This is a genomic window from Collinsella aerofaciens (assembly GCF_015556945.1).
Lineage (GTDB): Bacteria > Actinomycetota > Coriobacteriia > Coriobacteriales > Coriobacteriaceae > Collinsella > Collinsella aerofaciens_AO.
Genome location: NZ_JADNNH010000001.1, coordinates 52,328 through 74,987 on the forward strand (window position 1 = coordinate 52,328; position 22,660 = coordinate 74,987).

A 22,660-nucleotide genomic window follows, 5' to 3' on the forward strand; every position below is an offset into this window, starting at 1 on the left:
CAAGAGCGCTTACGCTGCCCCCATCCGGAGAAGGGGGCGATATGTCAGGCGTATTGTAACCTGAGTCTTTCGCGCGAGCAAACCACCACAAAGGTACCTGTCCCCTTTGTGGTGGATATGGACTCGCGGCGACGCTAGTGGCGGAGTCCCAGCAAGCCGCGGCCGCGATGGCGGGCGTCGGCGGACACCTGGGCGTGCGGACCGGCGGCCTTGACGGAGTCGGGCAGGTGCGAGTACTTCTTCTCGAAGTTCTCCTCGAACATCACCGCCAGGTTGTGCGCGGCCTCGTCGTAGCGCGCGGTGCTCTGCCAGTACTGGCGCGGCACCAGGATGCCGTCGGGCACACCGTGGCACGTAGTGGGAATGTCGACGTTAAAGATATCGTCGTGCACAAACTCGCTGTCCTCGATGGTGCCGTCGAGGGCGCGAGCGACCAGTGAGCGCGTGTAGGCCAGCTCGATGCGATGACCCACGCCGTAGCCGCCGCCAATCCAGCCGGTGTTGACCAGATAGACGCGCGTGCGGCCGTCGGCGATACGCTCACCGAGCATCTTGGCGTAGACCATAGGATCGAGCGGCATAAACGGCTCACCAAACAGCGAGGAGAACGTGGGCGTGGGCTCGGTGACGCCGACCTCGGTGCCGGGGATCTTGGCGGTGAAGCCCGTCACAAAGTGATACATGGCGGCATCAGCCGTCAGGCGCGAGATGGGCGGCAACGCGCCAAAGGCATCGCAGGTCAAAAACAGCACGACGCTCGGAGTGGTGCCCATGCCCTTGGTCCACGCGTTGGGGATATGCTCGACGGGGTAGGCCACGCGCGTGTTGTGCGTGATCGAGACGTCGTCGTAGTTGGGCTTGCGATTCTCATCGAGTACCACGTTTTCACAGATGGCGCCAAAGCGAACGGCGTTGAAGATCTCGGGCTCGTGGAACGCGTCCAGGCCCTCGCACTTGGCGTAGCAGCCGCCCTCGACGTTAAAGATGCCCATATCGGACCAGCCGTGCTCGTCATCGCCGATCAGCAGGCGCGTGGGGTTGGCCGAAAGCGTGGTCTTACCGGTGCCGGACAGGCCAAAGAACACCGCGGTCTCGTGCGTGACGGGATCCATGCTAGCCGAGCAATGCATGGGCAGCACATCGTCCTCGACGGGAAGCAGGTAATTCATGACGCTGAAGATGGATTTTTTGATCTCGCCGGAGTAGCCGGTGCCAGCGACCAGAATCACGCGCTCCTGGAAGTTGATGACCACCGCGGCGCTGGAGTTGAGGCCCTTGATGGCAGGGTCACACTGATAGCCGGGTGCAGCAAGGACGCAGAAGTCCGGCTCGCCGGTGCGTGCGATTTCGCGGGCAAGCGGGCGGGCGAGCATCTGCTTAATAAAGAGCGCCTGGCTGGCACGCTCGCAGGCGACAAGCAGGCGACGCGTGTGATTGCGGTCGGCACCGGCCATGCCGCGGGTGACGAAAACATCACGCTCGTTGAGATAGTCGACGATGCCGGATTTGATGGCCTCGTAGCTCTCGACAGACAGCGGGCGGTTGACGGCACCCCAGGCAATCTTGTCGTGCACGTCGGGCGTATCGACGATAAAGCGGTCGTTGGGCGAACGTCCGGTACGCTCCCCCGTCTCGATCACCAGTGCGCCGTTGGAGGCCATGCGGCCTTCGTTGCGGCGGATGGCATGCTCGACGAGCTCGGCAGCGGGTAGATCGACCAGCAGGCGAGGCTGGTTCTCGGCGGGGTCTTCGACCAGCGTAATGCCAAAGTTGGACAGAACTTCTGCAGGGGTAACACCAGGCATGGGGCCTCCTTTAAAAGCGCGACACGTGGACGCGGCGCGCACTTTACTCACGTAAAGCCCGTTGTACCCGATATGCAAAAACGTTTTTGCGGCAACGGCGAAGCGCCCGCCCAACGGTCAAAAATCGCACGCAAGCGGCCTAGTCATTGGGGACGTTCTTAAACGACTAGTCGTTGGGGACACTCTTGAACAGGCAACAGCCAAGGAGTGTCCCCAGATGCCGGCACTTAGGGACGTTCCTAAAGTGCCGGTTACAGCGGCAGGCCTTGGCCGAGCATGGCGATGGCGCTCATGAGGACCAGCATGCCGGCGGCGTAGGGCAGCACCGCGCCCAGGAGCTCGGCGTCCTTACCGCGCACGTGCACGGCAGCCAGGCCAATCGCGAGCGTCTGCGGCGAGATCATCTTACCGGCGGCGACGCCAAGGGCATTCAACGCAACCATCCAGTAGTCACTCACGCCCAGCGCCGTAGCCGCCTGGCTCTGAATGGGACCAAACAGCATGCCCGAGGACGTGCCCGAACCGGTCACGAACGCACCGACGGCACCGATCCACGGAGCCAGAATCGGGTACAGACCACCGGCGACGGCGATGCAGAACGCGCTGATCGAAGAGATCATGCCCGCATAGCCCATCACCTTGGCGCAGCCCAGCACGGAAAGCATGGTAATGACCGTCGGCATCATCTGCTTCACCGTCGCGGCCAGCACCTCGACCATCAGACGCGGCGAAGCTCCCTGGATGGCACCGCCGATAAACGCAGCCAGGAAGATCCAAACACCCGGCGTGTTGATCCACGAAAACGTAAGCGTACCGGGGTTCTCACCGCAATACACCCGCACGTGGCTTGCAAAGGGCGCAAGCGCGGCATGCACGGCGGGCACCAGGTTGGACGTACCCAGCAGCAGTACAAAAATCAGGATGAAGCACGACCAGGCCGAAAGCGCCGACTTAAGGGTGAGCTGCTCGCCAGAATCGATATTCATATGGAAGCGCGCATCCAAATGCCCCGACTTCTCGGCATGCATGGCAAGTGCTGCGGTCAGCGCAAGCGACACGATGGAGCCCACGACTACGGCCAGCTCGGGACCCACAAACATGGCAACGACCAGGGCCGCACCAACAAAGGACACACCGGAAAGCAGTGCCACGCCGGCAACGCCGTGCAGACGCTCGCTCACGCTCGCAACATTGCCCTGGTCATCGGCAACACGACCCGCAACCAGCACGATAAGCATCGGTATCGCCACAAAGAAGGGCGCGAGCTGCACCAACTGAACGGTCGCCAAATGCAGGGAATCCAGACCCACCAGGTCGGCAACGGACACCGTGGGGATGCCAATGGAGCCGTAGGGCGTGGGCACGCCGTTGGCCAGCAGGCAGATCAGCACGGCAGGCACGGCCTCAAAACCAAGGCCCGCGAGCATGCCGGCGGGAATGGCGACGGCAGTGCCAAAGCCAGCCATGCCCTCCATAAAACCGCCGAAGCACCAGGCCACGAGCAGTGCCAGCAGACGACGATCGCTGCTGATGGAGGTGATCATACTGCCGATCACGTCCATGGCACCCGTGCGCACGCACAGGTTATACGTGAACACCGCGGCGATAATTACGAGCACGATGGGCCACAGGGCCATCAAAAAGCCCTCGAGCGAGGCCGTGGCTATCTGCGCCGCCGGCAAATGCCACCACGCAAAGGCGAGCACGCACGAAAGGGCGAACGAGCCAATAGCGGCCTTCCAAGCCGGCCATTTAAAGCACAGCAGCATCACGACGAGCCAGATGATCGGCACAAGAGCCAGCAAAAACGCAGCGACATCCATGGGTGAAAACTCCTTGGTACCGCGCAAGCGGCATCGGGGGGGTCACAAAACTTCAACAGGATACCGCACGTTTACCGACAAATTACAGCCGCCTCCTGAAAATATTGAACAACCTGTTCAAAAACACGAATGGACACCACCGCGACTATACTAGAGCGCAGTAAGAGAAAGGAATCGCCTTGAGCATCACGCCCCTCGATAGCATCCGCCGCGCCATCGCCCGCCGCAACGGCGTCACCGACCCAACCGTATCGAGCGGGGCGCACGGGCAGGGCGGACGCATCGAGAACGGCCTGTTCCCCGCATCGCACACCGCCGAGGAGCTCGCACGAATCCAAGAGCTAAGCCAGCGTAACGCCGGCGGTCCCGACAGCAACCAGGCCACACGCCGTCGCCGCGAGCGCAATCGCCAGCCCGGCCCCATCCACCGCATGGTCAATGCCTGGTGGAACCGCCTGCTCGGAGCCGTCTACGGCGGCGGCTTCTCCACGCAAGAAGCCGAGTACGAAGATCATGCCACCCGTCGCGACTACCTTTGGAATACCCTGGGCACCGCCGTATGGGGCATGGCGTTTCCTCTGCTCACCATCGTGTCCACGCAGCTCGTGGGCGCCGAGGAAGCCGGCAAGTTCTCCATTGCGTTTGTCACCGGCACGCTCATCATGATCGCGTGCAACTACGGCGTGCGCAATTTTCAGGTCTCGGACATCGACGAGAAGGCGTCCTTTGCCTCCTATCAGCTCAACCGCTGGCTTTGCGGAGCATTCGCGCTGGCCTGCGGCCTTGCATACAGCAGTGCCCGCGGCTACGACGCGCAGATGGCAACGATCGGCCTGGGCGTCTACCTGTATAAGGTGATCGACGGCGTGGCGGACGTGTACGAGGGCCGCCTGCAGCAGGCCGATAAACTCTACCTGGCCGGCATGAGCCTAACGCTACGCTCCGTCGGCGTCATCGCGGTCTTTAGCGTGGCGCTGTTCCTTACGCGCAGCATGCCCATCGCGGCGATGGCCATGGGTGTCACCGCCATCGCCTCGCTCATGCTGGTCACCGCGCCGCTCGCTCTGCTCGAGACCGAAAAATCGCGCCACGTGAGTCTGCGCGAGGTCGGCCACCTGTTTGTCCAGTGCGCCCCGCTCTTTGGCGCGCTCTTTTTATTCAACCTTATCGAGAGCATGCCCAAGTTTGTGATGGAAGGCACGCTGGCCTACAAATACCAGCTGTACTTTAATGCCCTGTTCTTTCCAGCGCAGGCTATTTTGCTGAGCATCGGATTTGTCTATAAACCGCAGCTCCTGCGTCTGTCGAGCATTTGGGCGAACCCGCGCAAACGCCGCCGTTTTGACTTGATTATTATTGCCGTTATGGCACTAATCGTGGCCATCACCGGCGTGTGCGCCGCATTTATGGCCGGTCCCGGCATTCCCCTCATGAGCTTTATGTACGGCCTCAACTTTGAGCGCTACCGCACGCTGGCACTGCTGATGGTCGTCGCCGGCGGTGTAACCGCGGCCATCGACTTTATCTATGCCATCATCACGGTGCTGCGCCACGCTGGAGACGTCACCAAGATCTACCTGATCTGCTTTGCCGTGAGCGTAGTGCTCCCGGTGATCCTGATCAACCTGCTGGGTCTGATGGGTGCCGTCGTGAGCTACCTGGCTATCATGGCCCTACTGCTGGTGCTGTTGATTGTCGAATACGCCCACATCCGCCAGCGCATAGAACGAGCCCGCAACCCGTACGGCGCCTAATTCGAATCAATTTGAAGAAAAGAAACGTCGATGTTTTGGCACCGACAGCGAGCAGTCTCGAAGTGCCCCAGGTTGGCGCGAAAGAGGAGCGACGCGTACTTCCGTACGCGAGCGACGGTTTGAGCGACAAGATGGGGTGCTTCGGGGCTGCGCAGCGTCAACGTGGCCGCCGTTCGGTAGAACGGCGGAACAAAGTTATTCGCCAGGAAGAATGTTTGCGTAGAACTCCGCCCCGTCGTCCAGACGCAGGATCCCGACGCGGCCGAACTCGGAACCGGTGGCCGCCGCGCAGTCGATATCGATGCGATCGGGCACACCGGCGGTATCCTCGCCACCCAAGCGCACCATTTGCCCGCGGCCCGACTCCTCATCGAGCCCTGCCAGGCCGCCAACCTCGCAATAGCGCCCCAGCGACACCGTGGGCGTGTGGCCGCTCACCACGACCGGACCCTTGCCCTCGGCAGAAAGCAGCCCCGTCGGGGCATCCCAATAGCCATGGCGAATCCAGAGCAAGTCATCGGACGACTGCACGGCGAGCATTTGCTGCAGCAGCTCGCGATCGGCATCGACCGCTCCCCTGCCGTCGCCGCAATCGACGCCATGCTCAAGCAAAAACGCGCGCGCCGCCTCGGTCTGAATACCGGCGTGCACCAGCAGGTACGGCCGCTCGACAGTCTCTGTCACCGCATAGAGCGGCAGGGCAGCAGCCCAACGCACTAGCTCCTCGTATGCCTCAAACTCCATTTCGTTGAGCTGCTGGCGCGTGGTCCAACCGCCGTTGATATCCCAGGTCTCGGCATCGAGCGGGTCCTGGCCAATGATCGCGTCGAGCATAATCTGCTCGTGGTTGCCCTTAAGCACGCGAGCGTTGGGCAGCGACCGCACCAAGTTGATGACACCGACCGGATCGGGACCGCGGTCGATCATGTCGCCCAGCACATATAGCGTGTCGTCGGACGTCAGCGAGATCTTGGAAAGGGCCTCGTCCAGTGCGTGCACGTGCCCGTGAGCATCAGATGTCACATAGATCGCCATGGAACGCCTTTCCCTGCATTACGGCCGAAGCCCGATGCCACGACTAAAACTTCAAGTTGAACTTAAACGTTACCCATTGTACTCCGTTGCAATAACGGTGGAAAGTGCCACCACAGCCAACGGCCACAAGCGGCCGCCCGCACGCTCCGGAAATACCGCGCCACCATCATCAACGCTCCACCCAGCACCACCCCCCGCCCCGGCCTCGTGTCGATAATGCGAACGCCCGCGGCTCGGCCCCATAAACCCACCACCTTTGGGTACAAATAACCACAGATAATTGACCGTGCCACGCAAACCACCCAGAAGCGGACACTATCCATGAACCAGATACTTCTCTTTATCGGCCTCGTCATCATTTTGTGCCTGACCATCAAACCCGTCGGCAAAAAGCTCCCCTTCCCCACCCTGCTCATCTTTATCGCGCTGGGCATGCTGCTGGGCGTCAACGGCCCCGCGCACATCGACTTTAGCGACTACGCGCTTACCGAAACCGTCTGCAGCACGGCGCTGCTGTTCATCATGTTCTACGGCGGCTTTAACACCAACATCGACCGTGCCAAGCCCGTCGCCGCGCCCGCGGTACTGCTGAGCACGCTCGGCGTCGTCATCACCGCCGGCATCACGGGCGCCTTTGCGCACTTCGCGCTGGGCTTCGACTGGATAGGCGGCCTGCTGCTAGGCTCGGTCGTGGCGTCGACCGATGCGGCGAGCGTCTTTAGCGTGCTGCGCGAGCACAGCCTGTCACTAAAGGGCGGCACCGACTCGCTGCTCGAGGTCGAATCAGGCTCCAACGACCCCGTCGCCTACATGCTCACCGCGGTGCTCGCGACCCTCGCGGCGGGCGGCAACATCGACATTCCCGTGTTGCTGGCCAAGCAGATCATCCTGGGCGTGGGGCTGGGCCTTGCCATCGGCTGGACATCCAGCCGCCTGATTGAACGCGCACATGCAACGGCCGAGGGCGCGCAGACCATCTTCTTGTTCGCCGTGGCGATCGTGGCCTACGCGCTGCCGAGCTACCTGGGCGGCAACGGCTTTTTGGCCGTATACCTGGCAGGTATCGTTCTGGGCGCGAGCGACATCACCGGCAAGGTCGAAATGGCACACTTCTTCGATACCCTCACCGAGATGGCCGAGATGACTATCTTCTTCTTGCTCGGTCTGCTCGTGACGCCCGCACGCCTGCCGCAAATGCTGCTACCGGGCCTGGCACTCATGGCGTTTATGCTCTTTGTGAGCCGCCCCATCGCCGTGGGCCTGCTGTTGGCGCCCTTTAAGACTAACCCTCGCCAGGTTGCGCTCGTAAGCTGGGCGGGTCTGCGCGGTGCCGCTTCGGTCGTGTTTAGCCTCTTTGCCGTGGTGGTCGGTGTTCCCGGTGGTCACGACCTGTTTGACCTGGTGTTTGTGATCGCCGTGTCGAGCATTGTGGTGCAGGGCTCGCTGCTGCCGGCGGTGGCGAAGAAACTCGATATGATCGACGCGGAAGGCGACGTGCGCCGCACGTTTAACGACTACCGCGACGAGGACGGCATGTCTTTCGTTAAGCTCAAGGTGGGTGTAAGGCATCCGTTTGCGGGGCGCTCGCTCGCGGACATTGGCAGTGCGACGGACATGCTCGTAGTCCTGGTGCTGCGCGACGGCGCGCACCCGGTGCTGCCCAACGGCGATACCGTGATCGAAGAAGGCGACCTTCTGGTTATGGCCGCGCCGACGTTTGAAGAGCGTGCCGAGGTTACGCTGCGCGAGGTCACCGTGACACCCCACGGTCGCCTGGCAGGACTGCGCCTGCGCGATGTGCCACAAGGCAAGCACCCCTTTATCGTCGTGATGCTCAAGCGCGACGGCCAAACCATCATCCCCGACGGCAACACCCTCATATACGCCGGCGACGAAGCCGTCATCGCCACGCTGGCGTCGTAGCCATCCCCACCCATAAGTTGCGGTGAAATAGGGACTGAATAGGCCTTCTAGCAGCCCAAACAGTCCCCATTTCACCGCATCTTATTGAAGGGATGGGGTTGAAGTTCAATCGCGGCTACCATTCCTCGTCTGCGCCGTAGTCATCGTCCGCGTCACCATCGACGGCAAAGTCGCAGAGGTCGAGGCCTTCGCGTTCGGCTCGGGCTAGGAGCTCTTGGGGCGACTCGTCCTCGATATCCATCAAGTCGAGCATGGCGGCCGGAAAACCCACGCCCGCCGCACTCCCCGCGCGGTCGAGCAGACTCTCGCGCAGTTGGTCTACATCAACTTCGATTTTCATGGTGAAACCCCCTACCGGCAATCGCGACCGAACAAACCGCATGCCCCAAGTGAGGTGCAATAAATCCCAGATACCGCCATAATAAAACAATGAACATCAGGGAGGTTGCGGACGATGGATAGGCTCGATGCCATGACGGAACAAGTCAGGGACTTTTGTGATGCACGCGACTGGCGCAAGTATCACACGCCAAAAGAGCTCGCCATCGGCATGGCAACTGAGTCCTCCGAGCTCCTTCAGCTCTTTCGTTTTATGAGCGACGAGCGCATTGCAGAAATGTTCGAAGACACCGAGCAACGCCAAGCCATCGAAGACGAAGTCGCCGACACGCTCCTTTTCCTTCTGCGTTTCGCAGATTTAAATGAAATCGACCTGCCAGCGGCGCTTTCGTCCAAGCTCAAACGCAATGGCGAGCGCTACCCCGTCGACGCATCATCTAATGAATACAGAAAGGCGGACCATCATGAGTAATGAGTTCGCCCTTCGGCAATACACGCTTCCCCTGCCCCAGCCCTTTGAGACAAGCGAATCTCTTCAGGACTTTGGCACGCCAAAGCCTGGAGCCCATCATGACGAGAGTTGGCCCGTCCTTTACATTCTCACCAACAGCAGAAACAAGACGGCATACATCGGCCAAACAACCAACTACCAGCGCCGTATGAAACAACACGCTGCAAACGTGGACAAGGACTTCGACCGGACCCTTCTGATCGACAATCCCACCTTCAACCAATCCGCAACGTTCGAGTTCGAGAATCGACTTATTGAGCTGTTCTGTGCCGACGAAAAATACCAGGTCACCAATGCCAACAACGGCTATGCCCAATTCGATTATTTTGAGCGGCCTCAGTATCGCCAGAGGTTCCGAGACCTCTGGACAAAGCTTCGCGAAGAAAACTACGCGATTCATCCGATTGAAGAGCTCGAGAACTCCGATCTGTTCAAGTTCTCGCCTTTCAAGACGCTTACGCCCGACCAATACGAAACGATCGAGACGATTTATAAACGTCTCGAACAGGAGCATGAAGACATTAAACACGGCGGCCCCAAGAAAGAGCGCGTAACCGTCGTAAACGGCGCTCCGGGAACAGGCAAAACAATCCTCGCCATCAGTCTCATGTTCAAAATCAAAAATGAACCGAACCTTTCCGGTCTACGGGTCGGTTTTGTCACCCCCATGGATTCCCTGAAGAAGACCCTCAGGAAACTCACGCACTTCCTTCCAGTGCTAAAGCCTGGCGATATCTTGAGCCCCAGTGACGTAACCAAAAATGATCGTTATGACATCCTACTTGTCGATGAAGCACATCGACTGGGTAATTATCTAAGCATGGGCTCCGGCATCAAGGCCTTCTATAGCACCTGCGATCGTCTCGGCCTTCCGCATACGAGCAACCAAGTTGACTGGATATTCAAATGCTGCGACAAGGCATATCTGTTTTATGACCCCAAGCAGCAAGTCAGGGCATCCGGCCTCAATCGAGACGGTCTTGAGCAACGACTCAACCGACTCGAAGAAGCAGGAATCGAGACCGAAGAATTCAACTTGAGCACCCAAATGCGTGTGCGTGGCGGCGATGAGTACCTCGATTTTGTCTACGACCTGCTTGATAACAAAGCGTACATGCATGCCGGCATGAAGTTTGATGAGCTCTTTGCCTCGCAGCCCTACGACTCGCGAGACAAGGACCCCGGAAGCGATGTGCCACGCTATCAATTTGGCATCGTCAACCGATTCGAAGACTTCTGCTCCCTACAACAAGCTAAGGAAGAAGAAACCAGCCTATCTCGCATGACTGCCGGCTTCGCTTGGAAGTGGGAAACCAAGACCAATAAAGATACGTTCGATATCGTCATTGAGGGCATTCGCAAACGTTGGAATTCAACTCAAAAGGATTGGGTCAACTCGGCCAACGCCGTCAATGAGGTTGGTTGCATTCACACAGTGCAGGGCTACGACCTCAATTACGGGTTCGTAATTCTGGGTCCCGACATTTACTACGACAACGACAAAGGGGGCGTCTGCGTTAACAAGGCAAACTTCAAAGATACCGTCGCAAAGAAAAAGGCAAGCGACGACGACCTACGAAAGATTATCGTCAACGCCTACTACGTTCTCATGACGCGCGGCATGCTGGGAACGTTTCTTTATGTATGCGACCCAGCGCTCAAGGAGTATTTGTCACGGTATATCCCGGTGATATAGACCTAACGACCGCCCTCCCCCATGTAACCATCCTGTAAATCATAGCGGCGCACTCGAGTTTTATCGTGATGCGGTCGCGCCCGGCGCTCCACTGTGCTAAAGTATCCCGAACGCTCAAACGACTACGAGGGGAACTAGAAGATGGCACGTGTGCACAACTTCTCAGCTGGCCCGGCCGCACTGCCCACAAGCGTGCTCGCCGAGATCGCCGACGAGATGATGGACTACCGCGGTTGCGGCATGTCCGTGCTCGAGATGAGCCATCGATCTAGCATGTACCAGCAGATCATCGACGACGCCGAGGCAACCCTGCGCCGCCTGCTGAGCATCCCCGACAACTACCGTGTCCTGTTTTTGCAGGGCGGCGCCACGCTGCAGTTTGCGGGCATCCCCATGAACCTCATGCGCCGCGGCCGCGCCGGCTACGTCGTGACCGGCAACTTTGCCAACAAGGCGTACAAGGAGGCCGCCAAGTACGGCGAGGCCGTGCTGCTCGCGAGCTCCGAGGACACCAATTTCGACCGCATCCCAGACATGGCCGACGTCAACGCGCGCATTGCCGCCGAGGCCGCGGGCGACGGGCTCGACTACGTCTACATCTGCCAGAACAACACTATCTTTGGCACCATGTACCACGAGCTGCCCAACTGCGGCGATGTGCCGCTGGTCGCCGATGTCTCGAGCTGCTTTTTGTCACAGCCGCTCGACGTTGAGCGCTACGGGCTCATTTACGCCGGCGCGCAGAAAAACGCCGGCGCCGCAGGCGTGACCGTGGTCATCGTGCGCGACGACCTGATCGCCGACGGTCCGGCCTTTGCGCAGACGCCGCAGTACATGGACCTTAAGACCCAGGCCGCCAAGGGCTCCATGCTCAACACGCCCAACACCTTTGGCATCTACGTGTGCGGCAAGGTGTTCCGTTGGGTCGAGCAGACCGGCGGGCTCGCAGCCATGGCCGAGCGCAACTGGGCCAAGGCCAACCTGCTCTACGACCTGCTCGAGCACAGCAAACTATTCCACGGCACTGCGCAGACAGACAGTCGCTCCATCGCCAACGTCACGTTCCGTACCGGCGATGCCGACCTCGACGCTGCCTTTGTTGCGGGCGCGGCAGAGCACCAGATCCAAAACGTCAAGGGCCATCGCCTCGTCGGCGGCATGCGCGCCAGCGTGTACAACGCCGTCACCATGGAAGACGTGCAGGCGCTGGCCACGTACATGAAGGACTTCGAAACGCAGCATAGTTTGAGCCCGCGATCTAACTAGCCCGCAACACGCGGGCCGACCAGCCACCTCAGACCACCCTGTTTAGATTTAAACCTGCTAAGGAGTTTTTCCATGCGCAAGATTAAGACCATCGACGACATCACTAAAGACGGCAAAGTCGAGTTTGGCGAGGGCTACGAGTTTGTGGGCACCGCCGAGGAGGCCGACGCGATCCTGATGCGCTCGACCGACCTGCACGGCTACGAGCTGCCCGAGGGCATCCGCGCCATCGCCCGCTGCGGTGCCGGCGTCAACAACATCCCCGTCGAAGAGTACGCCAAGAAGGGTGTCGTCGTCTTTAACTCCCCCGGCGCCAACAGCAACGCCGTCAAGGAGCTCGTCCTGGGCATGTTGGTGCTCTCGAGCCGCGGCGTGGTGCAGTCGATGAATTGGGTGCGCGACAACGCCGACGACCCCGAGATTCAGGTCGACGCCGAAAAGGCCAAGAAGGCCTTTGTGGGCCGCGAGCTCAAGGGCAAGCGCATCGGCGTTATCGGTCTGGGCAACGTGGGCTCCAAGGTCGCCAACGCCTGCGTCGATCTGGGCATGGATGTCTACGGCTACGATCCGTTCATTTCCGTCGAGCACGCGTGGGTGCTGAGCCGCGAGGTGCAGCGCGTGGGCACGCTCGAGGACCTCTGCCGCGGCTGCGACTACCTCACCGTGCACGTGCCCAGCAAGGCCGACACCATCGGCATGATCAGTACCGAGCAAATCAACCTGCTGGCACCCGACGCCGTGCTCATCAACTACGCGCGCGAGACCATCATTGACGAGGACGCCGTCGACGCCGCCCTGCGCGAGGGCAAGCTTAGCTGGTTTAGCTGCGACTTTGCCACGCCCAAGACCGTCAAGATGCCCAATACGTTTATCACCACGCACTCGGGCGCCGGCACCGGCGAGGCCGAGGCCAACTGCGCCGACATGGCGATCAGCGAGCTCAAGGATTACCTGGAAAACGGCAATATCGCGCACAGCGTCAACTACCCCGCCTGCAGCATGGGCAAGGCGCGCGCCGCGAGCCGCATCGCCTGCCTGCATGCCAACGTGCCCAACATGATCGGCCAGATCACGGCCATCCTGGCCAAGGACAACGCCAACGTGCAGCGCATGACCAACGAGTCCGCCGGCGAGAACGCCTACACCATGTTCGACACCGACGAGCACCTGAACAGCAGCACGATCGAGGCGCTTAAGCAGATTCCGTCGATGTATCGCGTGCGCGTGATTAAATAGCGCCAGCGCCAAGCCTGTCAGACAGGCCACGAAGCCCATTCGGCCCCCCCGTTTCCACAAAACGAGGGGCCGATTTCGTTGCTCCGGAAGACTTTAAAATGATACCCAGAACAAGTTTTTTCGGATAATCGACGGTAAGACCCAAATCGCTTAGCACACCCGCTATGATAAACAGCTTTATCAGGGACTTTAGTAGGTAAAAATCGATTTCTCTGTGCCGAATGTAAGTTGACTGTCCATTTTCCGAAACAACTTATTCTAGATAGCAGTTTTAGGGCCCCTACAAGGCAAAATTGAAACCTTTTTTGCGACCAAAACTCTAGTTCGCGCGACCGTTTTCCACCCGCGCGACTATATTTCCGCCCAATCGATAAAAATTTCCTCACGAAGCCGCCGTTCGAGCTCCTGCTGCCGCGGCGTCTTGTCTTTCAACGGCACATCGAGATAGGACATGATGAGTTCCATCACCACGCGGAAGGCATCGGAGTCGACCAGCTGACCATAGGTCATCAGAACGATAGGATATCCCATCGTCTGCAGGGCCGTCGTTCGATCGGAGTCCGAGATCTTGGATTCTATGGATCCGTGAATGGCTTTACCTTGACATTCAACCAAGCACTCTCGGCTGCCGTCCTTATTTGACAGCAGGATATCGGCGTAGCGCCTATCAAGCCCCGAAATCAGGCGGGCGCTGCGCGTCATGCGAATCTCGACATTATTGGTGAGGTGCAGCCCTTCGCCGCCGCGCAGCCTCGTAAGGCCAAACAGCATCGAAGCTTGAACCTCAAGCGGCGATGCCACAACCCCCGTAATGCATTTCGCGGCACGTGTGAACGATTTAGCACCGCGGAGCCCCTGGATCTTATTGGCGAACTCCGTAAGTTCGGAGAGCTCGATTAAGGGAGGTCGTTTCCACAAGTCTGTTGGATTCCCCGAGGTATCCTTTACGTTTTCCCAGCCCGACCGTGCGTCACCCCACCGGTCCCCATATGCCTGCTCAAGTGCCAACTTTACCTGGGGCGCAATCTTGCACACGGCAAAGGTGCCACACATCTCATACATGCACATGATCAGACGCTCGTTTGAAACCGAGGAAGCCAGGGTCAGCAGGGTAAAGAGCGGGGACGCGACATCGAGGCCAAACTCCGTCTGCCGTACGGAGTCAAACGGCCTCTCCCCGTTCCAAACATGCCTGACAATGCGACCGCCTTTACGTCCGCAGCCGCCCTGCGCCAACACGTGTAACGGGGTGTCCAAGAAATGCTTGACGAGCGGATGCTCACAAAGGCGCTCCCTGCGCGGATCGTCCGCAGAATCGGGCAGGTCCGGCATTATTGCCAAGACCTGTGGAGGTATCCGGTGATACCGAAAGGCAGATATGTCGCACAGCATGTCGTCCATGAAAGATACGTACCCACTATGCCGTTTGCGAGCCCGCCCGGACGGCAAACGCGATGGCTCGGCCTGCGAACGGTAAATACTGCTACGTGCACGTCGCGAATCTTCCAGGTGGCTTACAATCGGTTTGGAAAGCAGACTGATTGTAAGGTTGCATATGGTTGATGAGGACTTTGCCTGGCGGCTTGTGCAGGAGCTTGTGCGGATCGACAGCTCGGACCCGGGCGCGTATGAAAACGAGATTGAGCACTTCATTAAGAGGCTCGTTGAGCAGCAGCTGGCGCAGCTTGATAGTCCTGCGCTCGATGCCGTGCAGATTGAGGAGCTCGAAGTGCTCCCCGGACGCCGCAACCTTATGGTCACCGTGCCCGGTTTGAGCGACGAGCCACGGCTGGTCTATATCTGCCACATGGATACCGTCACCTTGGGAGACGGCTGGGACGCAGGCATTCCGCCGCTCGGAGCAATCGTGCGTGACGATATACTCTATGGCCGCGGTGCCTGCGATATGAAGGGTGGCCTGGCCTGCGCCATTGCTGCACTGGTCCATACGCTCGAGCGCGTGGCGGCGGATGGCGCGCTGCCCCGCCGCGGCTTTTCGCTCATCTGCTCGGTCGACGAGGAAGACTTTATGCGCGGCTCCGAGGCGGCCATCGACGCCGGCTGGATCGGCTCGCGCGAATGGGTACTGGACACCGAGCCCACCGATGGACAGATTCAGGTGGCGCACAAGGGACGCACATGGTTCGAGATTGAGATGACCGGCGTGACGGCACATGCGAGCCAGCCTTTGAAGGGCGCCGACGCCGTCGCTGCCATGGCCGAGGCCGTCTGCTCGCTTCGCCATGCGTTCGCGGCGTTGCCCGTACACGATGAGCTGGGGCCTTCGACCATCACGTTTGGGCAGATCGAGGGCGGCTATCGCCCCTATGTCGTGCCCGACCACGCCAAGGTTTGGGTCGATATGCGCCTAACGCCGCCGACCAACACGGCCGCCGCGATCAACATGGTCGAGTGGGCCATTGTCGCTGCTGAGGCTGCGGTTCCCGGTTGCCATGGCAGCTGCACCGTGACAGGCGACCGTCCCGCCATCGAGCGCGATCCAAGCTCTCTTCTTCTAGCTGCGCTCAAGCGTGCCGCCGATGACGTGACAGACGCGGACACGACCGTCGGCTTCTTTACCGGCTACACCGACACTGCCGTCATTGCCGGCAAGACGGGTAACCGCAACTGCATGAGCTATGGTCCAGGCTCGCTCGCGCTCGCTCACAAGCCCAACGAATATGTGCCCCGCGCCGATATCGTTCGCTGCCAGCAAGTGCTGATCGCGCTCGCCGACAACACGCTCTGGGACGCAAGCGGCCAAGTTGGGGCATAATAAGCCGCGAACAAACCGACTCGCGCGTTAGGACCGTCCATGAAAGCTCTTCCGTTTCCCTGCATCCGCCCGGCTCAGGACCGCGTGCTCGAAGCGCTGCCTGCGATGGGCGGTATCTTGAGCGGCAACGACGCCCTGCGCGCCGCCATCGCCGACGGCCCGATGCTCAAGGATCCAGGCGCGGCGTATTACGTGTACGAATGCTCGGGCGAGCCGGGTCGTGTGACGGGTGTCGTGGCGATTTGCCCGGTTAACGTGCTGACGGGCAGCGACGCGGCTGTCGCCGAGAACGTCGATGCACTCGCCGCTGCGCACGCGATTGCCGAGCTCAAGGTGCAGCCGCGCCCCGTGTCGCTCGCCTACGAAGCCTCGCCCGTCATGGATATCATCCTCGGCGCCGCCAAAGAGGGCGCTTCGCTCTATGCTGTCACCGACCCCGCCGGCATTACGCACCGTGTGTGGGAGGTCAAGCGCGAGGACGCCGTCGGGGCCATCCGCGCCATGCTCGACCAAGCACCCGAGCCGACACTGGCCGACGACCCCGCCTACGCTGCCGCGCTAGTAGGGGCATCGCAGCTGCTGGCCGATGAGGCCCGTGCCGCCGGAACGTACACCGGCAAAGAGCCGTTCAACTTTACCGTTGCCGCGTTATTCCCCGCCGCGCAGGTCGCCGGCGGCGCACCGCAGGTTCCGACGGGCTTGCTCACCCACCAGATCGCACGGTTCTAACGCTACCCCCGCTGCGGACCCGCTGCCGCCACGAGCGGCTCTAGCCCCAGCTCGCGCGCGTAGTCTTCCTGCGTAAAGATCTCAACCAGTTCAAACGTATCCGTCGCATCATCAAACGCAAAGTGCAACACCGAGCAATTGCCCGGAACGCGGTCGCGCTCGTCTGCCGCCGCACCCTTCACGTGGTCCATGAACTCCTTGATAGCCGAGCCGTGGCTTACCGCGAGCACGCACGTATGGTCCGGACGCTGCATAAGCTCGGCCAGCGTTGTGACCATGCGCTCACGCACCTGTATTTGGCCCTCGCCGCCAAACTGGCAATAAAAGTCGCGCCACGGGCGCTCGGGCATCAGCATCACGCGCTCGGCCTCAAAGTCGCCAAAGAACCACTCGCGCAGGCCGTCCAGGCGCTCGTACGCCAAGCCCGGCCACAAGTTGGCGATAGTCTGCTCGGTGCGATGAAGTGTGGAGGTGTAGGCATGATCGGGTTCAATGCCGCGCGCACGCAAGAAAGTGCCGGCACGCGCCGCCTGGTCGCATCCCAGCTGCGTAAGCGGCGAGTCACTCCAGCCCTGAATAATGCGCTTGAGGTTAAATATCGTCTGTCCATGACGGACCAGATACAGGTCTTTATTCATAGGGGGTCCTTTCGTTTGTTACCAACCCAAGAGCGAAAACGCCCCGTCGAAATAGCCAAAATGGAGCACGGCACCGTTGTCGGGTTGCTCTCCCCCGCCAGTCACGCATCTAAGAAACTCCTGGCAGGCTGAGCCGTGGGAAACGGCCAGCACACAGTCGTGCCGGGGCCGGGCCATGATACGGGACAGCGCCGCGACCATACGTGTGCGAAGCTCACTTTCCGACTCGCCACCAAAGGCCACCGGATAATCACCCCAGGGCTGCGGCGGCATCTCGCGATTTGATGTACCCTCCAGCGAGCCCAAATGCCACTCGCGCAGGTCATCGACCAGCTCTATCGAGCGGCCCTCACCAGCAATTAGCTCAGCCGTACGCCGCGCCCGGCCCAACGGGGAGGAATACACACGGTCAAAGGCCACGCCGCGCGCCGCAAACGCCGCACGCGCCATCAGCGCCTGCTCGCGCCCGCGCGCCGTAAGCGGCGAATCGTGCCCGCCCTGCAAAATGTTCTGCACATTGAGCTCAGTCTGCCCATGCCGCACCAAATACAAATCTGCCACACACCCTCCCCTCGTACCACCACAAAGGGGACAGGCACCTTTGTGGTGGTTTACCGCCGGATCACACCGCGGCGACGCTCAACTACAGCAGCACGTCGGCAAGCGGACGCTTGGGTACGTGGTGCACCCGCGCCTCGTCGCGCCAATAATTGATGGAGCCGTCGGGGTTGGAATCGATCGCATCGATCACCTGTGTCTCGGCCGGAACGCCAAACGCCATGATCAGCTTGAGCTCATACTTGTCGTTATCGAGCCCCATGGCATCGATCGCGTGGGGCGTAAAGGCCTTGAACATGCAGGCTGCCACCTCGGGCGTGGCGCTGCGGGCGGCGAGCATCATCGTCTGCGCGGCAATGCCCATGTCGACCTCGGTAATGGGAGCGGCTGGCTTGCCCGGAACGGCGCGCTCAGCAAGAATCGCGATGTAGCCGGTCGGGCGCTCGCCCTCGGCAGGACCCGACCAGTCCTTAAGCGCGCCGGCCCATGCAAGCTCGTCAAACACGCGAGCGCAGTCCTCGGAACCGCTTACCACATGAAAACGCAGACGCTGAGCATTGGCGCCGCAGGGAGCCAGGTGCGCCAGTTCCGCCAGCTCGAGCAAAAACTCGCGCGGCACGCGCATGGACTCGTCAAAGCGACGGCACGTACGGGCGCGGCGGACCAGCGCGTCAAACGTGTCCAGGCCGAGCTTTTCGCAACCTTGCTTTGCCATCGACTCCGCGCTAGACGGCGCCGCGGGAACTGTTTCGTTCATAGGGACCCCCAATTTCGGGCAATTGTTCTTAGGAAAATCTAACCTAAAACGTAGGCAATAACGAACAGGGCCGCAATGTTCTACACCTGTTGAATAGAAAATCGCGACGTGGGGAACAACGGAAACAATTCGGGGCCTTTGGGTTACGTTTCACCCTCCCCGACCCATACGTCAGCGCCTTTAGGCGATACTGGTCGTAACGATCAAGGCTTACGCCGCACGGAAAGGAGACATTATGGGCATCTTTAAGAATGATGACCAAAAATCGAGCCAGTTTGGATTTGACGAGAAAAGCATGGCAGGCAAGGCCGTCAAGGCCGTGCGCTGGATTTACGCCATCACGGGCGTCTTGGCGCTCGTCGCCGGCATCGCACTGCTGTTTGCGCCTGCCAAGTCCCTCGTCTTCCTAACGACCGTCTTGGGCTTCTACTTTGTGATCACGGCCGCGATCAGGCTGTTTACCGCTGTTTTCGAGCCACTGCTGCCCACCGGCTGGCGCGTGACGAGCATCATCTCCAACCTACTCATTATCTTGGGCGGCGTCATAATCCTGCGCAACCAGGCCTTCTCGACCGCGACGCTCACCACGATGGTGGTTATCGTGGCCGGCTTTGGCTGGATCGTCGAAGGTGTCATGTCCATTCTGGAGTCCGAGCTTTCGTCCAACCGTGCCCTCGCCATCCTGAGCGGCGCGCTCTCCATCATCGCCGGCATGTTCGTGTTTATCTATCCGCTGTGGTCGGCCAAGATGCTCGTCATCTTTAGCGGCGCCGCACTGCTGGTGTTTGGCGTAACGCTGATTGTTCGCGCTATTCAATTTGGCAAACTGGTGCACTAGATGCCGCGAACGCTCTTTATTGATGCAGACGCCTGCCCGGTCACGCGCGAGTCGATTGACTGCGCGCGGCGGGCGGGCGTTGCCGTCGTTATCGCCGGCAACAGCACACAGAACCTGGAACGCCACATTCGCCGCAACGATCCGCGCGACGTCGAGCATGCGCGACGCGGATTTTGGGTCACGACGCTCGATGTGAGCGTGGGCGCCGACAGCGCCGACTTTGCCATTGTCGAACGCCTGCAGGCGGGCGACGTAGTCGTGACGCAGGACATTGGCTTGGCGAGCATGGTGCTCGGGCGCGATGCCGCCGCCATCGGCGTGCGCGGGCGCGTCTACGATAAGGCGACCATCGACATGCAACTGTTTATTCGCCACGAGGAAAAGAAGGTGCGCCGCGCCGGCGGTCGCACTCGCGGTCCGGCGGCATTTACCAGCGAAGACCGGGCCCGCTTTAAGCGCAACCTCACCGAGCTGCTGCGCTAACCAAGGTAGATTTTCGGGACATGCCCGGAAATCTACCTTTTTGTTTTGAGCGGTGTGAGCGCTCGGAATCCATGGCTCAACAAAAAACGGGCTTCAAAATGCCATGCGTCGCCGCATTGCGCAGGCGCCGAGCATGGCTATTTGAAGCCCATTTTTTAGGCCTACTTAGAGGCCGAAGGCGGATAGGATAAGGCCCCAGCCGGCGCCGATGACGTACATCATGACCAGGAACACGGCGTTTTCACGAGCGCTGCGGTTGGTGCGGAACAGGACAAGATAGCCCACGCCGGCGGAAATGAGCGTGCCGGCGAGCATCGGCGCCAGCTGTAGCGCGCCCTCCAGGTACAGCTGCGTAATGACCACGCTGGCCGAGCAGTTGGGGATCAGGCCGACGAGTGCCGAGCCCAAGACGGCGAGCGTCTCGTTGCCACGCAGGAACTGCTCGATCGCGGACTCTCCGAAGGTCTCGAGCACGGCAACTAGAATCAGCGTCACCAGGAAAATAAAAACCGAAACCTGCACGGTGTGCGAGATCGCGCTGCGGATAATCGACAGGACGGGCGCACCTTCGTGGGAGTGACCGTGGTCGTGCCCATGGCCGTGGTGGTGCTCATGCTCGCCTGCGTGACCGTGGTCATGGCTGTGTCCGTGGTCGCGCTCGTGTTCATCTTCATCATCATCGCAACCGCAATGGTCGCGCTCGCACAACTCGTGGATGTGGTCGGCGCTCACGCCCGCCTCGGCCACTTCATCAATGATGTCGCCCCCGGTATGGTCGTCGTGCGCGCAGTTCACATGAGCCGGATTGGCAGCGGTCCCCAGCACGGTACGGCGAATCGCCGCATGCGCGCGGGCATTACGACGAAGGCCGCGGATAGCCGCGTCCACGATAAAGCCCGTGACCAGCGCGATCAGTGCCTTCGAAGCCAAAAGCATCGCCATGGTCTGCACGGGCACCTGCTCGGCGAGCAACAGCGGCAGCATCTCATCGGAGGTCGAGAGGAACACGGCGACCAGCGTGCCCAGCGTCACGACACGGCCGGCGTACAGCGTTGCTGCCATGGCCGAAAATCCGCACTGCGGCACAATGCCCAGCAGCGAGCCAGCCACAGGACCCGCAGCGCCGGCGCGCTTGATAGCGCCGTTGACGCGGTCGCCCGCAACGTGCTCAAGTGTCTCGAGAGCAAGATACGTCACCAACAAAAACGGCGCCAGCGAGAGCGTGTCCTTGCCGGCGTCGAGCAGAATATCAATCAGCAAATCCATGACGGATGGAACCTTTCATGTCTTTCGGCAGCATTGTAAAAGTCCTAGCGGTCAACTAGGGTATTGTAGTTGTCCTAGGCGCGATGCCAATAGTTGCCCATGGTAAACTATCATCTCGCCACATCTCAATGAACCCGAGCCGCGCGGTGCGGCCCGTCCAAGGAGCAGTTATATGAACGTTTCACAAGCACTCGAATACGAGCGTCAGCCGTTTATCCCCATGTTTATCTATGGCGATCACGGCGCCATGGAGTCCGAGCGCCAGAAGGGCGAGGAGGCCCTTAAGGTGCTCGAAACCGAGTACTTTACCGCCGAGGGCGACCCCAGCTTCGACTTTGCCACCGTGCGCGACCTGGCTGACCGCAACCGCGACCTGTGCGACCAGATTGGCGAGGCGCGCCTGCGCAACGTGACGCCCGCGACGCTTTCGCGCGGCCTGTCCGATGCCGACACCTGCGCCGCCATCGGTAAGATGCAAAAGCGCACCGCCGCGTCGGTCATGCGCGAGATCCGCGGCGACCGCGACGCGCTCGGCGTGGCCTACGCCCGCAAGCCCATCCAGGGCACCGTGCTCGGTATCGACATCGAGACCACCGGCCGTGCACCCGAGCGCGGTTATATCATCAATGTGGGTTGGGAAATCATGGAGCTCACCAGCGACGCCGTCCCGCACGACGCCGAGGCACACTACTGCGGCCTGCCCGATATCTACCGCGGCGAGGATGTGCCGTTGTCGAATATCCACCACATCACCTGGGACGACATCGACGGCAAAAAGCCGTTCCGCGAGAACAAGGAACTGCAGAAGCAGCTGCTCAAGCTTATGAAGAAGTACCCGTACATGGCGCACAACGCCGCCTTTGAGGACAGTTGGTTCAAGATCCACCTGGACGGTTACGCCGAGGCACGCCGCGCCGGCAAGATCATCGTCATCGACTCGCGCCAGATCTGCCGCAGCTTGGACGCCGACGTGCGCTCGCTCCCCCGCGAGTCCGCGCCCGCCGCGCTCGAGAACTGGGCGCGCCGCCGTGGCACCCTCGCCGCCGATGCCAACGAGCAGCATCTGGGTCTGGACGACACCGACCTCATGCTCCGCACCGTCCAAGCCGAGTTCAACCTCAAGAACCTGTTTGCCAAGTAGAAACGTCTACGACAAACTCCGGCGTAGATCACGAGCGGCCTCGCAGCGGAAAACCCCGCAGCGGGGCCGCCCTACATTCCACAGAT

20 protein-coding genes are annotated in these 22,660 nt (G+C 60.6%); 11 read left to right on the forward strand and 9 right to left on the reverse strand.

Translation table 11 applies throughout. The annotated features are described in order from the left end of the window. Positions 1 to 134: 134 nt before the first annotated feature. Complete coding sequence (pckA, locus tag I2F59_RS00235; RefSeq protein ID WP_195502680.1) at positions 135 to 1,805, reverse strand: phosphoenolpyruvate carboxykinase (ATP); 1,671 nt, start codon at positions 1,803 to 1,805, stop codon at positions 135 to 137. A gap of 251 nt (positions 1,806 to 2,056) precedes the next feature. Next, complete coding sequence (locus tag I2F59_RS00240; RefSeq protein WP_195502682.1) at positions 2,057 to 3,628, reverse strand: L-lactate permease; 1,572 nt, start codon at positions 3,626 to 3,628, stop codon at positions 2,057 to 2,059. Between the two features lie 179 nt (positions 3,629 to 3,807). Between I2F59_RS00240 and I2F59_RS00245 the strand changes: the two genes are divergently transcribed. Next, on the forward strand, positions 3,808 to 5,382 hold the full coding sequence (locus I2F59_RS00245) for a lipopolysaccharide biosynthesis protein (RefSeq protein WP_229065245.1): 1,575 nt from the start codon (positions 3,808 to 3,810) through the stop codon (positions 5,380 to 5,382). Between the two features lie 195 nt (positions 5,383 to 5,577). On the opposite strand, the gene I2F59_RS00250 is transcribed toward I2F59_RS00245, so the two are convergent. Next, entirely contained in the window at positions 5,578 to 6,417 is an 840-nt protein-coding gene (locus I2F59_RS00250; protein ID WP_195502684.1) for a metallophosphoesterase, read from the reverse strand. A gap of 321 nt (positions 6,418 to 6,738) precedes the next feature. Here I2F59_RS00250 and I2F59_RS00255 point away from each other — a divergent pair, with 321 nt between their 5' ends. Next, positions 6,739 to 8,340 (forward strand): potassium/proton antiporter, encoded by a 1,602-nt coding sequence (locus I2F59_RS00255; RefSeq protein WP_195502686.1) that lies wholly within the window; start codon positions 6,739 to 6,741, stop codon positions 8,338 to 8,340. A 115-nt stretch (positions 8,341 to 8,455) separates the two neighbouring features. On the opposite strand, the gene I2F59_RS00260 is transcribed toward I2F59_RS00255, so the two are convergent. Beyond that, entirely contained in the window at positions 8,456 to 8,680 is a 225-nt protein-coding gene (locus tag I2F59_RS00260) for a hypothetical protein (protein ID WP_195502688.1), read from the reverse strand. A 114-nt stretch (positions 8,681 to 8,794) separates the two neighbouring features. Here I2F59_RS00260 and I2F59_RS00265 point away from each other — a divergent pair, with 114 nt between their 5' ends. The 4 genes from I2F59_RS00265 (at position 8,795) to I2F59_RS00280 (ending at position 13,388) form a co-directional block, all read left to right on the forward strand. Further along, a complete protein-coding gene (locus I2F59_RS00265) occupies positions 8,795 to 9,151 on the forward strand; it encodes a nucleotide pyrophosphohydrolase (protein ID WP_195502689.1) in 357 nt (118 codons plus the stop codon). After that, complete coding sequence (locus tag I2F59_RS00270) at positions 9,144 to 10,886, forward strand: DUF2075 domain-containing protein (protein WP_195502691.1); 1,743 nt, start codon at positions 9,144 to 9,146, stop codon at positions 10,884 to 10,886. The genes I2F59_RS00265 and I2F59_RS00270 overlap by 8 nt, the downstream gene beginning before the upstream one ends. Positions 10,887 to 11,027: 141 nt before the next feature. Next, entirely contained in the window at positions 11,028 to 12,152 is a 1,125-nt protein-coding gene (gene serC, locus I2F59_RS00275; RefSeq protein WP_195502693.1) for a 3-phosphoserine/phosphohydroxythreonine transaminase, read from the forward strand. Between the two features lie 72 nt (positions 12,153 to 12,224). Beyond that, complete coding sequence (locus tag I2F59_RS00280) at positions 12,225 to 13,388, forward strand: phosphoglycerate dehydrogenase (protein ID WP_195502695.1); 1,164 nt, start codon at positions 12,225 to 12,227, stop codon at positions 13,386 to 13,388. Positions 13,389 to 13,739: 351 nt separating this feature from the next. On the opposite strand, the gene I2F59_RS00285 is transcribed toward I2F59_RS00280, so the two are convergent. Continuing rightward, positions 13,740 to 14,789: a hypothetical protein gene (locus I2F59_RS00285; RefSeq protein WP_195502697.1), complete on the reverse strand. Its 1,050-nt coding sequence runs from the start codon at positions 14,787 to 14,789 to the stop codon at positions 13,740 to 13,742. A gap of 154 nt (positions 14,790 to 14,943) precedes the next feature. Between I2F59_RS00285 and I2F59_RS00290 the strand changes: the two genes are divergently transcribed. Together I2F59_RS00290 and I2F59_RS00295 are read left to right on the forward strand one after the other, a co-directional pair. Further along, entirely contained in the window at positions 14,944 to 16,164 is a 1,221-nt protein-coding gene (locus tag I2F59_RS00290) for a M20 family metallopeptidase (RefSeq protein ID WP_195502699.1), read from the forward strand. A 39-nt stretch (positions 16,165 to 16,203) separates the two neighbouring features. Continuing rightward, on the forward strand, positions 16,204 to 16,893 hold the full coding sequence (locus I2F59_RS00295) for a DUF1015 family protein (protein WP_195502701.1): 690 nt from the start codon (positions 16,204 to 16,206) through the stop codon (positions 16,891 to 16,893). A 2-nt stretch (positions 16,894 to 16,895) separates the two neighbouring features. Here the strand turns inward: I2F59_RS00295 and I2F59_RS00300 are convergent, their stop codons facing one another. The 3 genes from I2F59_RS00300 to I2F59_RS00310 all read right to left on the reverse strand — a co-directional run bounded on the left by I2F59_RS00300 (position 16,896) and on the right by I2F59_RS00310 (position 18,846). Next, positions 16,896 to 17,531 (reverse strand): histidine phosphatase family protein, encoded by a 636-nt coding sequence (locus I2F59_RS00300; protein ID WP_195502703.1) that lies wholly within the window; start codon positions 17,529 to 17,531, stop codon positions 16,896 to 16,898. An 18-nt stretch (positions 17,532 to 17,549) separates the two neighbouring features. Beyond that, complete coding sequence (locus tag I2F59_RS00305; protein WP_195502705.1) at positions 17,550 to 18,092, reverse strand: histidine phosphatase family protein; 543 nt, start codon at positions 18,090 to 18,092, stop codon at positions 17,550 to 17,552. Between the two features lie 82 nt (positions 18,093 to 18,174). Next, entirely contained in the window at positions 18,175 to 18,846 is a 672-nt protein-coding gene (locus I2F59_RS00310) for a nitroreductase family protein (protein WP_195502707.1), read from the reverse strand. 235 nt (positions 18,847 to 19,081) lie between these two features. On the opposite strand from I2F59_RS00310, the gene I2F59_RS00315 reads away from it, so the two are divergent. Both I2F59_RS00315 and I2F59_RS00320 read left to right on the forward strand, forming a co-directional pair. Next, a complete protein-coding gene (locus tag I2F59_RS00315) occupies positions 19,082 to 19,684 on the forward strand; it encodes an HdeD family acid-resistance protein (protein ID WP_035137275.1) in 603 nt (200 codons plus the stop codon). Then, the gene (locus I2F59_RS00320) at positions 19,685 to 20,167 is read left to right on the forward strand and encodes a YaiI/YqxD family protein (protein ID WP_195239477.1); all 483 of its coding nucleotides are present in this window, start codon (positions 19,685 to 19,687) and stop codon (positions 20,165 to 20,167) included. Positions 20,168 to 20,332: 165 nt separating this feature from the next. Here I2F59_RS00320 and I2F59_RS00325 read toward each other — a convergent pair whose 3' ends face one another. Beyond that, positions 20,333 to 21,433 (reverse strand): putative manganese transporter, encoded by a 1,101-nt coding sequence (locus tag I2F59_RS00325; RefSeq protein ID WP_195361775.1) that lies wholly within the window; start codon positions 21,431 to 21,433, stop codon positions 20,333 to 20,335. Between the two features lie 172 nt (positions 21,434 to 21,605). Between I2F59_RS00325 and I2F59_RS00330 the strand changes: the two genes are divergently transcribed. After that, positions 21,606 to 22,574, forward strand: coding sequence for a 3'-5' exonuclease (locus I2F59_RS00330; protein ID WP_006235437.1), 969 nt, complete (start codon positions 21,606 to 21,608; stop codon positions 22,572 to 22,574). Positions 22,575 to 22,660 lie beyond the last annotated feature (86 nt).